Source organism: Stieleria magnilauensis (genome assembly GCA_007753675.1).
Lineage (GTDB): Bacteria > Planctomycetota > Planctomycetia > Pirellulales > Pirellulaceae > Stieleria > Stieleria magnilauensis.
On record CP036432.1, the window covers coordinates 5487080 to 5499945 of the forward strand.

Consider the following 12866-nt stretch of genomic DNA (forward strand, 5'->3'; position numbering starts at 1 on the left):
TACGTGTTCGCGGCCTGGGAACACAATGTCGTGGAGGCTCCCGCCTTCCTGGCCGCTATACGGGCCGACCGGCAGAGCCGGCGTGGGTGGCAAGCAAGATGCTTACCCCACCCTATCCTTGTTCCCGGCCGCCGACGGCGAATGGCCGCAGCGGCCTTGCGTTCCAAGGTAGAGCCTCGGAACGAGTTGAAGAACCGACACCCCCACCGCATCAACCACTCCCACCGCATCAACCACCCCTATCATGCAACGACATTCCTTCCTTCTCACCAGCGCGATGCTGCTCGCCGCGATGACGTTCACGGCACGTCCCTCCATCAGTCAAGAGGCGACATCCGCCTGGCAAGCCAATCCCGACCTGGTCGAGAAGCTGACCAAGCAGCGTCGCGAGTTTAACTACGTCGAATCAAAAGTCCCAACCTACACGTTGCCCAATCCGCTGGTGACTCGCGGGGGCGACCTGATCCGTTCGCCGAAGGAATGGAACGAACGTCGTCGCGGCGAGCTACTGGAGTTGTTTCGCGAGCAGGTTTATGGACGTCGCCCCGACACCGAGTACTCGTTGCGGTTTGAGCAGACGGCAGAAACCACGCGAGCGTTCGACGGTGCCGCGACCGGCCGCGAAATAAAAGCGATCTTCGAAATCGACGATCGTACGTTTTCATTTCCGTTCGTCGTCTTTGTGCCCAACAACGCGTCGGGGCCGACCCCGGCGGTGATCCACATCAACAACCGCTACTTTGTTCCGCTGGCGACCGCTGTCGAGAAACCGGATCCGTTTTGGCCGGTGGAAACCTTCATTGAGCGTGGTTATGCAACGGCATCGTTCCACACCTCGCATGTCGACCCCGACAAAAAAGACGGCTATCCCGACGGAATCCGCTCGTTCTTTGCCGACGGAAAGCCGCCCGAAGACACCGCGTGGCGAAGTCTGTCGGCTTGGGGTTGGGCGGCCAGTCGGGTGCTCGATCATTTGCAAACGATCGATTCGATCGATGCCTCACGCGTCGCGGTCTCGGGCCACTCGCGGGGCGGAAAAACGTCGCTGTGGGCAGCGTGCGAAGACGAACGCTTCGCGATCGCCTACAGCAACAACTCGGGGTGTGGCGGCGCCGCGCTGTCACGACGGGCATACGGGGAAACCGTCGAGCGCATCACGACGTCCTTCCCCCACTGGTTTTGCAAACCGTTTTCCGACTACGCCGGTCGTGAGAATGACTTGCCCGTCGATCAGCACGAAGTGGTCGCGCTGATCGCACCGCGAGGCGTCTATGTCGCCAGCGCTGACGAAGACCTGTGGGCGGATCCGAAAGGCGAGTACGCATCGCTCGTCGCCGCCGCTCCCGTGTTCGGTCTGCTGGGAAAAGACGCGATCGAAACAGCGACCATGCCGCCGCTGGGTCAGCAACGCATCAAGGGGCAGACCGGTTATCACATCCGCGCCGGCGGACACGGACTTGGTGAACTGGACTGGGACTTTTTCCTGGACTTCGCCGACACGTTGCTGAAGTAGTTTGCACGATGTTTGAACTACGCTGCACCGTCCGAAACTGTACCCAACTGCTGAAACTGCGTGACAACGCGCTGCGATGCGAGTCCGGTCACCACTTCGATCGCGCCAAGGCGGGATACTGGAGTCTGCTGCAACCGCAAGACCGCAAGTCGCTTAAACCCGGCGACTGCGACGACGCCGTCCTGGCCCGGCATCGTTGGCTCAAGCGTGGGCTCGCGACCGGGCTGGTCGAAACACTGCGGCCTTGGATCAAGTCGCCGATCGACGGAGAGGATTCGCGATCGATCAGGACACTGGACCTGGGTTGTGGCGAAGGTTCGTTTGGGCCGGCACTGTTTTCAGATAATCCGAACGGCTACTGTGGCATCGACTTGTCCAAACGCGCGATCAAACTCGCCGCACGGGGTTGGCCCGAGGCGACTTGGGTGTTGGCCAACGCGGACCGCACGCTGCCGGCCGCGGACGGCAGCGTCGACCAAGTGATTTCGTTGTTCGGACGCCGACCGGCCGAAGAGATTTCGCGTGTGCTGGTTTCCGACGGAAACTGCATCATTGCCGTGCCCGGCGAAGAGGATTTGATCGAGCTTCGTGAAAGTGTTCAACAAGAGGGGCATCGACGCAGCCGGTGGGGAGCGGTCGCCGATGAACTCTCCGCAGCCGGTTTGCAGTTTGTGGAACACCAGAACTGGCGACAACGTGTCGAACTGGCCCCCGATGCGATCGCTGATGCATTGGCGATGACCTACCGCGCCGTGCGACGCTCCCAACAAACGCGTGCGGAATCATTGATGGCGATGAACGTGACGCTGGCGGCCGATTTAATCTTGCTGCGTCGGCCGTAGAGAAAATCCATGCCAAGAGCGGACCTTGAGCGATGCCTAAGGCGATGGATGTAAACGACCGTTGGCCGAAACCATCCGCTCAGCAGTGACCAACGACCCTCCCCTCGCTTCGCTCGACCCCATACGCACCAAGTTAAGGAATTGAGGTAGAAAAAAAGCGGAAAAACCTTCATGAGGTAGTTATCACCACAACCTCGGAAGAAGGAGTTTCCGCCGTGAAGACCATAGATCGATTGGCCACTTTGTTACAGACCAGTTTCGGAGAACTTGCCGAGCAATCTGCCGCCGAATCCAAGGTCATCAAACGACGACGAAAGTTTGATGCCTCAACGCTCGCGAAGTCGTTCATTTTGGCCATGCTAGCCAAACCGACCGCCAACGAGGAGGACATTGCCAGCATGGCTGCTTCTGTGGGGCTGACGATTTCTCCCCAGGCCGTTGAGCAACGATATAGCGATCAATTGGTCGCCTTCTTTCGTTCGCTGTTTGCCAAGATGAGTATGCAGGTCATGCACTCCGAGTCGAAGCTCGCCCCGCTTTTGGAACGATTTACGTCGGTCAAGCTGATCGACAGTTCGGTGATCAGCTTGCCGCCGAGTTTGGCAGCAGAATTTGCAGGTTGTGGCGGTGTAGGGGAGCACAATACCGCTGCAGTGAAGCTTCAAACCGAACTTGACCTGGCCAATGGGGAGTTGCAGTGCATTCAACTCGAACCAGGGAAGTCGCCCGATCAGGCAACAAACCGTCAAGTCGTGCCACTCCAGAAAGGCTCACTTCGAATCGCTGACCTCGGCTATTTCTCATCCGCCGTCCTTTCGTGTTATGCAGCGTGGGGAGCCTTTTTCCTGACGCGATTGCTTTACAACGTGAAAATCAAGGTGGACGATCACTCCGAAGGGCTAGTTGCTTGGCTGAGCCGACAAAATGACTCACTGATCGACTGCGACGTCACAGTCGGCCAAGGCACTCCGCTGGACTGCCGATTGATCGCATGGCGAATCCCCAAGGCAATCGCCGCGAAACGTCGCAGGGAAGTTCGCAAACGGGCGAAAAAGAAGGGCCGTACACCGAGTCAGGACCGCTTGGCGGCTTGCGACTGGAACTTTTTAGCCACCAATCTTGCAGTAGAGCAATTGAGCGTCCAAGAGGCGATCGTTTTGTACCGCAGCCGCTGGCAAATTGAATTGCTCTTCAAGCGATGGAAAACGTACTGCCAGATCGATCTGATGGATGGGCGCACGGACACCATTTCGATGGCCCGGTTTTGGGTCCGCCTCTGTGGTGCACTTCTCCAGCAGTGGTTGGTCATACTGGCGGGCTGGTTCGAGAATTCATCGCTAAGCTTCGCAAAGATAGCTAAGCGGCTTGCAAATTGGATGGATGAATTGGCCAGTTGCCTCGTATCGCATTCAAGACTTTGCGAATATCTCGCAAAAATCCGAAACCGAGTCCTACCGATCTGCAAGCGAACAAAAAGGCGGAAAAAGCCGGGAACTGCGGAATTGCTCCGCGATCCCAACTTGCTCGAATATTCCTTAACTTGATGCCTATGCCCCTCGCTTCGCTCGACCCTCCCTGCCAGGGAGGGTGACTTTGGATGTATGGGTATCCATGCCTGCCAGGAGGTTGAAGTCCCAGACGCGCGTTCTCACCGCATTACCTGTTCCGCCACGAAGACGCGTTCTCCGCCGCGTGGGGTGACGAGCGACTTGAAGGCTTCCGGCTCGATGGTTGAACGCAAGAAATTGACTTGGCCATTGGCGAAGCCCACCGTCAGCCCCCTGGCAATCGGAATGTTTTCCAGTCCCTTTCTAGGTTCTTCGATCAGAAACGGAAAGTCATCGGGTTTGGTCCAGGTGACTTCGCGGCCTTCGGGCGCCTGCAGCATCAGCAGGGTGTTTTCGGGACCGTCGGAGATCGATTGATAAGGCGTGCTTGGTAGATACGGATGGTTGATCGTGCCCAAGCCGCGAATCGTCATCAGACGTGTGGTGGTGCTGTCGCTACTTGCATCGAAATCCCGGAAGATGTCAGGCATGTAAGGGATCAACTTTAGATTGTGCGGGCTGTCCCAGGGCTGGTCCAAGCGAAATTGCTCGTACAAGTCCCGGTAATCGAGCGATCCCAAGATGTGGACCCGCCAGCTTAGATTTCGATCGTTCAATAATTCCGGATTTCGCTGATACGTTTGCAGCAGGCAAGATAAGACGGCCCGCATTCCATAGGCCTCAAAAAGCCTTCCCTGATCCTCGCCGACATACGGGTATCCGTTCACATGGGCGCTGTATCGCATCAGCGTCGCGGCGTCGACCAATTCGCCTGCGGTGCTGGTCGCCAGCGCGTGAAAGATCTGGGGCGATAAGGAACGGGGAAGGATCTGACATCCGGTACCGGTGATCAGTCCGACACTTTTCCCCTCCGCTGAGAGCGACTGAACCAGATTCGTCGGATCAACCTCGATGTCGACGGGCTTGGTCCAGGGCACGGCTTTGTCCGGTCCAACCATTCCACCCAAAATGGTCGAGGCGCGGTTGTCGGTCATCGGCATGTCCTTGCTGACCAGAGAGTCACGGATGCGTTCATTGGACAAACACATCCCGCGGCCGATGAACAGACAAATCTGGGTCAGGGATTCTTCGCCGGACTTGGTGCGATAAACCTCAGGCATTTCCTTGAGTAGCGGGAGGTTCGTTTCACTGTCCCAGGGTTGGTCGTGATCAAAGCGATCGTAGAGCGATTGATGGCCCAAGAACGGTAACAACTCCACGCGCCAGCTCAGGTTTAATGTCGTGCCGCTGGTGGAAGATTGCACCTTGGGGAAAGTGCGGTAGTTGCTCATGTATTGCTGCAACGCCTGACTGATTTTCGCGAGGGAGGACTCCGCTACGATCGTGTAGTAAGGTTTCTTGTTCGCTCCCGCCGCCGGTACTGCGGGGACCGGATTGGGAAGTGGGATGGCGCCGCGAACGATCGCAGGTCGATCGTAGCGTGGTGCCCGTCGGTTCCGCGCGACGAGATCAGACTCGGTCCAAATCTTCACGTCCCACTGATTCTCAACCGCGGGGTCAACCAACGATTTACACTCCGCCACCACTGGCGATGGCATGCTAAACGACACCGTTTGCCCGTTGACCAACATGCCGCGGACCTTAGGCATCCGAAGCAACGTGGGCAAGGGTTTGGGACGCGTCCAAGTGACTTCTTGATGTTGCGGAGCGAAAATGATCGCGAGCTTGTTCTCCAAAGACGGAGCATCGGAATCCAACGCTCCAATCACCGGTTCGATCGCCCGGATCCGGGTTCGTCCGGGTCGCGAACCGAGTGTGTATACCTCCGGAATTTGCTTGATCAACGCGTAGTTGTGAGTGCTGTCCCAAGGTTCATCGAGATTGAATTCGCGATAGAGAGACTGATAGCCGATGAGGGGCAATAAGTGAACGCGCCACGACAGCTGACTTTCTTGGGGCAACTTTAGATCTCGCAACTTGGATCCGATCCATGCAAACCGTCCGATCATGGGCTTGGTGGGCTTGTCCGATTCCCGCACGACATCACTCCGCACCGCGCCGAACTTGTATCCGTTGGGTGGCCGGTCGGCTGCCTTGTCAGCGGCGAACCATTTCTCCGACACGTGCTCGTTGCCGGAGATCGAAATCAGAGATTGCAATTTGAGTGGATGGATCCCTTGGGGAAACGAAAGCACATCGCCGGTTCCCAAGACCGCCATTGTCGGAGTGGTCGAGGAGATCAACAACTCGGACGCGACTTCGTCGTCTTTCAACGGCTTGGGTTCGGGTCGTGTCCACGGCACCTTCGCGCCCTCCCCGGCGAACAGGATGACCGCGGTTTGGTCGCCGCCGTCGTCGAAGAAGACGCCGTTGCCGATATCAGGCATCTGCGCGCCGACACCCTGTCGCCAGATACTGCGGATCTGTGTCGAATCGACAGCGGTGCCAAAGCGATAGACCGCGGGCATGCGGTCCAACAGACTCTTGTTGTGTTCGGAATCCCAAGGTTCATCCAGTTTAAACTCCGCATACAACGCTTCCTCGCCGAGATGGGGCAGCAGGTGCACGCGCCAAGAAAGCTTGGTGTCGATGCGCAGTGGTGTGTTTTGGTAAAAACCACGATCGATGCACTTTTTGACGGCTTCGGCGATGGTTCGCAGGTTGGTGCCAACCTGATCGAACGATACCTCTTCGATCGGCTGGGTGGCCGCCGGCACTTTCGTTTCCGTTGTCGCTTTTGCAGTCGAGTCCAACGTCGATGTGGTTTTGGCCGCGCCCTCCTCGTTTGACGTGACGGCGGGCGGCGAAGTCCCATCGGCCGATGCGTTCCCGCCGATCGACACGACGGATTTCTCGATCGGAACAACGTCAGGCTCGCTGCGATCGAGCGCCGCGATCACCATACCACTGGCCCCGTAGAGTCCGCCGCCGATCAGCAGAAAAAAGATCGCTGCCAGACCGGCGACCGTTTGGGCGACCAACCAGGACGACATCTCTTGCCGGCTGTCCCCGTCGTGCGACGGAGTGTCATTCTGTTTCAATTCGACCACCGGCCAGAGCTTGGACGCCCGTTCTTTCAGCTTCAAAATCTCCGCCGTCTGATCCGCTCCGAGCTGCTCCGCGATTTCGATTCTCGAGTTGACCGCTTCAAAGCTCTCCTTGTCGAAACCGAGGGCTCGGTCCATCGCGTCGCCGGCCTCCTTCAGCTGTCCGAGTTCCCAATGTTGACGGCCGAGGGTGCAGGCGACGGAGCATGCAAAATCAGCCGGCAAGGAGCGTGAGCGTTTCAGCAGCTCGCGCAGGTCCGCGATCGATCCCTCATGATTTCCGGCCGATTGATATACAGCGGCTCGAAAGAAACGCACTTCTGGCGGGTTCCCCGCTTGCTTCATCACCGTGTTGATGTCCGCAAGGGCCTTTTCGTGCTCGGCCATTTCGTAATAGACCTGAGCGCGACGCAGCCGTGCATCGAGATCGCCTTGCTTGATCATGTCCGTCATCACATCGATGATGACCTGATTGAACTTCAAAACGTTCTCGGCGCGTTTCTCTGCGAAATCGGCAAGCAACGTCGACATCTCGTCTCGAACCGGCACCCCGGATTGGTCAAAGAGTTCGATCGCGGGTCCCGAGTCTGTTCGGCTTGCCGATTTCCATCGCTGTGCCAATGCGACACGCTCAACGGGGGCCGGGTGAGAATCATAGACGGTTGTTTTTCGACACATGATTGCGCGGATGGCTGCGTCGATATCACGCTGGTCGAACGCGTTGATCTCTGGTCGAGGTGCATAGAAATGCGAGGGGGCAAGGTTCGATTTGATTTTGTTGCCGATCGCGCCCGACACGATGTGATCGAATTCAATGTCACGTCGAATCACGTGCTTCAAACCGTCGACGAATGCCGCACTGCCGTAGGCTTCCACTGCCGCCCGATCGGCGAGGACTTCCTGTAATCGGCTCGCCCCGAGCGTCAATCGCGTGAAGAGGTAGTGGAAGGTCCTGAGGAAGTGGATCGTGATGTCCCACCAACGAATCTTGCCACGTTCGCTGATGGCGTCGGCGAATTGATGCATCGCGAATTGAACCTTCAGCGCGACATCCCCGCCCGCGGTGTCTCGGTTTCGAAAGTGCGTGTACTCGTGTGCCAAGATGGCGCGGAGCGAATCGACATTAAAATCATCGAGCAACGCGACGCCGAATATCAGCACGCGCCGTCCCTTGTCACGCAACTTGTCCCACCATCGACCGCGTTCGGTCACGGCCAAATCGGTGCCGGGTGAAATCCAGATCTCGTCGACGCTTCGCGTCCCCATCGTTTCGGCGACGTCGCGAACAAGACTCCAAAACGCTTCGGACTCACCCTGTCGAAGCTGCATCCCGTCTTGTGAATCCGGAATGCGAATCATCGCGGTGCGAATACCACTGACCGCCGTGATCACCCCGCCGACACCACCGATCAAGATCACGGCCAACAAGATCAGATTCAAATACGGAGTGGAAAGCGCCGCGTATCCGATCGTCAGCGGCAGGGCGACCGCACAAACCAGAATGACCGGCAGGGAGATGTAATAGTAGACCCCCGCAACCGTGACGACGCCGCGATACACCCGTCGAATCAATCGAGTGGCCAGCGATCTCGCATCGAGTTGGTTCTGCTCGATCGCTTGGAGCGTGAAACGGCTGAGCAGCAGACCCAACAAATAAATCGCCACCAATCCGATCAACCAGACCATGATGACCCAGAACGTGATCTCGGCGTATTCCCAAACCCACTTCTGATTGTCAATCGCGACTTTCAACATTTGCGCGATGCTTTCGTCTGACAGTCCTAACGCCTTGGCGTTGCGTAACGCGATCTCGGCCGATTGCCAATCTTTGTCCATGAACGACTGCAATCCCTTGAAGTACTGCGCATGGGGGTTGTTGGGAAATTTCTGTACGAATTCGCTGGTCGTTTCGCGAAAGAGTGCATCGTTGCCAACTTGTGCGGACAGTTTTGCCGTTGCGATCCACGGCAAGGGGACCGACGCATTCTGTTTCAAGCTCGCCTGTGCCATCTGCAGTGCTTCGCTTCGGTACTTGGACGCGAAGGCGGCGTTGGGAGCGTATTGGTCGATGGCGTTGATCGCTGACATCATGTTGTCGAGCGACCGATCCTTGGAAAGATTGGCTTGGATCTGAGTTTCAATGCGATTCGCGGCGGCGGGCGTGTACATCGACGCGTTGGACGCGCCCGGCATGGAGGGTGTGGGAACGCGAATGCCGCGAATGGTGTTGGTCGGATTGAAAGCCGGAGAGCGACTGGCGTTGGTCGCGAGCGGGTTTCGAAACACCGGGCCGACGGAACGACCACCGGGTGCGGCGAACGGCATGTTACGTTGACCGTCGAACGAAGAACCTGGCCGGAACGAGTTGCGTGGCGAGGAATACGACGGCGCACCGGGATAGCTCGGCCGACTTGACGGCACGCCGGTCCGCGGGGTGTTGAACCGATTGGGATTCGACGAGGGCGAGTTGTACGAAGGTCTTGAGTAAGAGGGCCGCGAGGTCGATGGTCGTGAGTAGGACGGTCGCGAGTAGGAACGCCCCGAGTTGGACGGTCCGCCGAAGGATCGCCCGCCGCCCGGACTTGGCATTTGCGGTGCAGACGGGAACTGCGCCTCGGCGGCTCCAGGAAGCGACAGCATCAGACAACCCAAGCACAACATCCACCTCCACCGAACGGGCCGACAAAGATAATTCACGATTCCGCCTCGCTCGATTTCTTGGTGCAAGATGCGCGTCTCACCGCGCTGATCCGAATAAAAAGTGTATCCAAACGCGGTGGGGCGCACTGCGGATTTGCAACGCGAGACGCAAAAACAATCGCGGCGAGCAACTTTCCCGACCTCGTCATTGGAAATCGCTCGGGGCCGTGCAGGGTCGCCAGAGAGGTCGTAGACTATGATGACCGACGTTTCCTGCCCGTTGCTTTTGCGTCCCTCCTACTTCCTACCGAAATTCGCCATGAAACGCCCCTCCGAGTCACGACGAGATTTTTTAAAAACATCCGCGGTCCTTTCCGGCGGTTATTGGCTCGGTTCGACGCCGGCCGCGCGTGCCGCCTCGCCGAATGAAAAATTGAACGTCGCTTGCATCGGAGTCGGTGGACGCGGGTCGGCAAACGTCAGTGGCGTCGACGGCGAAAACATTGTCGCCATGTGTGACGTCGATGAATCCAAAGCGGGCAAGCGTTTTGAACAGTTCGACAAGGCTCGGAAGTTCCAGGATTTCCGCATGATGCTGGATCAACTGGACAAGCAAATTGATGCCGTCGTCATCAGCACGCCCGACCACACCCACTTTCATCCCGCTCGCCAAGCGATGTTAATGGGCAAGCATGTCTATTGCGAAAAGCCGCTCGCCCATACCGTGTGGGAAACACGCGAGCTGACGAAGATCGCCAAGAAGATGGATGTCGCCACTCAGCTCGGCAACCAGCGACATGCCAACGAAGGCATGGCTCGCACGGTCGAAGCGGTTCGCTCGGGCGTGATCGGCGAGGTCACCGAAGTCTATTGCGCGGTCGGCGGCTCACGAGGCATGCCCCCGGTGCCCACCGAGTTCCCTCCCGTCCCGAGCCATTTGAACTGGGACCTGTGGCAAGGGCCCGCCCAAGAACGTCCCTACTCGCCGGAGTATTGTCCTTACAAATGGCGTTTCTGGTGGGACTACGGCACCGGCGAAACGGGCAACTGGGGCTGCCACATTCTGGACATCCCGTTTTGGGCGTTGCAGTTGAAATATCCCGACCGCGTCGATCTGGATGAAGTGCCCAGCCCGGATCAAATCGATCCCCAGCGGACTCCCAAGTCGATGAAGACGCGTTTGGAATTCCCGGCGGAGAAGGGACACGGCGCATTGACGCTGCATTGGTGGCATGCATCGTTGGGCGACGTGTTTAAACAACACAAGACGGTTCCCGAGAAAGGGGCCAACACCTTGTTCGTCGGCACCAAGGGCACGATCACAGCCGGATTCAACGGCTACAAGGTCACGCTCAACGACGGCGGCCACCCGGAGGCTCCCGAGAAAACGATCGCCAAGTCCCCGGGATTCCACCAGGAGTGGATCAACGCTTGCAAGGGCGGACCACGTTCGACGTGCGACTTTGTCGACTACACCGGCCCGCTGGCCGAATCGGTCCTGTTGGCCAACACGGTGTTTCGCGCCGGTGGCGGGTTTGACTGGGATGCCAAGGCGTTCCAAGCGAGCGGCAACGACAACGTCGAGCAATACCTGATGCCGAACTTTCGCAAGGGCTGGAAAGTCGACGCGGTTTAGGACCAATCAGTGCGGCAAGCACATTGTTTGCCATCGAATCGAAACGCAAGCCGGAAGCTTACGCCACGAAGTTCTATGTACGATACGATCATCATCGGCGGCGGCCACAACGGATTGATCACGGCGGCTTACTTGGCCAAGGCCGGCAAGAAGGTTTGCGTGTTGGAGCGTCGTGGCACGCTGGGCGGATGTGCAACGACCGAAGAGCTCTATCCGGGCTTTCGGTTTTCGCCCGCCGCCTATGTCGTCAGCTTGCTGCTACCGGAAGTCATCGCCGATCTGCGGCTGAAGGAATATGGCTACCAGGTACTGCGCCGCGACCCGTCATCGATCACCTTCGACGGCCAGGGCCGGCATCTGGTTTTGGGGCACGACGCAAAGCGAAATTTTGAATCGATCGCAGGATTCAGCAAGAAAGACGCCGAAGCGTTTCCGGCATACGAGAAGATGCTGACCGAGATCGCCGAGCGGTTGGAGCCGCTGTTGAAGACCGTACCGCCGCAGTTGCCCAGTCGGCTTCGCAAGACCGGTTTGTGGGACAAGGCCAAGAACCTGGTCGGCGGGCTGAAAACCGGATCGCTGATGCAGAAGTTGCTGTACGAAGACCCCGGCGCGATGGAAGTCTTGACCGGTGCGGCCGATCGGATTCTCAATCGTTGGTTCGAATCGGATCTGTTGAAGGGCACGTTGGCAACCGATGCGATCATCGGCGCGTTTCACGGTCCGTCCTCACCGGGAAGCGCCTACGTGTTGCTGCACCACGTGATGGGCGACGCCGGGGGAGCGCGCGGCGTCTGGGGGTACATCAAGGGCGGCATGGGAGGTCTGGCCGCGGCACTCCGTCAGGCCTGTCTGGATCTGAACGTCGACATCAAGATGGAAGTCGAGGTCCAAGAGATCCTGGTCCAAGACAACTCGGTGCGCGGCGTGTCGACATCCGACGGCGAGTTCGTTGGCAAATCGGTCGCCTCGGGAGTCGACGCCAACCGAACGCTGCTTCAACTGCTCGACTCCCGGCATCTGCCCGACGAGTTCGTTCAACAAGTCAAAGCCATCGACTACTCCTCGGCCAGCGGCAAGATCAATCTTGCCCTGGATGGATTGCCCGATTTTGGTGTCGACCCGCAACTTTTGCGTGGCACGATTCACACCACGCCGAACATGCAATTCATTGAACGTGGCTACCAAGAAGCGCTGGCGGGGAATTACAGCAGCAAGCCGGTGCTGGAGATGACCATTCCGTCCAACGTCGATGACAGTCTCGCACCGTCGGGAAAACATGTCCTGTCGCTGTTCGTCCAATACGCTCCCTACCAACTGTCCGACGGCCGGCACTGGGACGACGAAAAAGACGCATGGGTCGAGAGCTGCATCGACATGCTGCAGCAGTTTGCACCGGATATCCGCGACAAGATTCTGTTCACCCACGCGATGACGCCGCTGGATCTGGAGCGGACGTACGGGTTGACCGGCGGCAACATCATGCAAGGGGCGATGCATCTGCATCAACTGGGGCCGTCTCGCCCGCTGATCGGCTGGTCCGACCACCGCACACCCGTGAAGCGACTGTACCTGTGCGGCGCGGCGGCGCATCCCGGAGGCGGCGTGATGGGGGCCTGCGGACGAAATGCTGCGGGCATCATCCTGAGCGACCTTTAATCGGCTTCCAGACGTACAATC

The 12866-nt window shown here is 58.3% G+C and carries 6 protein-coding genes; 5 read left to right on the forward strand and 1 reads right to left on the reverse strand.

What is annotated here, in order from left to right; all coding sequences use genetic code 11:
- Positions 1-244: 244 nt before the first annotated feature.
- From TBK1r_RS19220 to TBK1r_RS19230, 3 genes are all read left to right on the forward strand, one after another.
- On the forward strand, positions 245-1513 hold the full coding sequence (locus TBK1r_RS19220; protein ID WP_419580148.1) for a glucuronyl esterase domain-containing protein: 1269 nt from the start codon (positions 245-247) through the stop codon (positions 1511-1513).
- An 8-nt stretch (positions 1514-1521) separates the two neighbouring features.
- Positions 1522-2355 (forward strand): methyltransferase domain-containing protein, encoded by an 834-nt coding sequence (locus TBK1r_RS19225; RefSeq protein ID WP_145214159.1) that lies wholly within the window; start codon positions 1522-1524, stop codon positions 2353-2355.
- A gap of 215 nt (positions 2356-2570) precedes the next feature.
- The gene (locus TBK1r_RS19230) at positions 2571-3899 is read left to right on the forward strand and encodes an IS4 family transposase (protein ID WP_419580149.1); all 1329 of its coding nucleotides are present in this window, start codon (positions 2571-2573) and stop codon (positions 3897-3899) included.
- A 104-nt stretch (positions 3900-4003) separates the two neighbouring features.
- Here TBK1r_RS19230 and TBK1r_RS19235 read toward each other — a convergent pair whose 3' ends face one another.
- A complete protein-coding gene (locus tag TBK1r_RS19235) occupies positions 4004-9235 on the reverse strand; it encodes a DUF1559 family PulG-like putative transporter (RefSeq protein ID WP_419580150.1) in 5232 nt (1743 codons plus the stop codon).
- 634 nt (positions 9236-9869) lie between these two features.
- Here TBK1r_RS19235 and TBK1r_RS19240 point away from each other — a divergent pair.
- Positions 9870-11186 carry a Gfo/Idh/MocA family protein gene (locus TBK1r_RS19240; RefSeq protein ID WP_145214165.1) on the forward strand — a complete coding sequence of 439 codons (1317 nt, stop codon included), beginning with the start codon at positions 9870-9872 and terminating at the stop codon, positions 11184-11186.
- Between the two features lie 75 nt (positions 11187-11261).
- Positions 11262-12845 (forward strand): phytoene desaturase family protein, encoded by a 1584-nt coding sequence (locus tag TBK1r_RS19245; protein ID WP_145214168.1) that lies wholly within the window; start codon positions 11262-11264, stop codon positions 12843-12845.
- The last annotated feature ends 21 nt before the right edge of the window (positions 12846-12866 follow it).

Excerpts from the sequence above, each read along its gene's own strand:
- TBK1r_RS19220 (WP_419580148.1), top strand. The coding sequence starts at position 245 with ATGCAACGACATTCCTTCCTTCTCACCAGCGCGATGCTGCTCGCCGCG.
- TBK1r_RS19225 (WP_145214159.1), top strand. The coding sequence starts at position 1,522 with ATGTTTGAACTACGCTGCACCGTCCGAAACTGTACCCAACTGCTGAAA.
- TBK1r_RS19235 (WP_419580150.1), bottom strand. The coding sequence starts at position 9,235 with ATGCCGTTCGCCGCACCCGGTGGTCGTTCCGTCGGCCCGGTGTTTCGA.
- TBK1r_RS19240 (WP_145214165.1), top strand. The coding sequence starts at position 9,870 with ATGAAACGCCCCTCCGAGTCACGACGAGATTTTTTAAAAACATCCGCG.
- TBK1r_RS19245 (WP_145214168.1), top strand. The coding sequence starts at position 11,262 with ATGTACGATACGATCATCATCGGCGGCGGCCACAACGGATTGATCACG.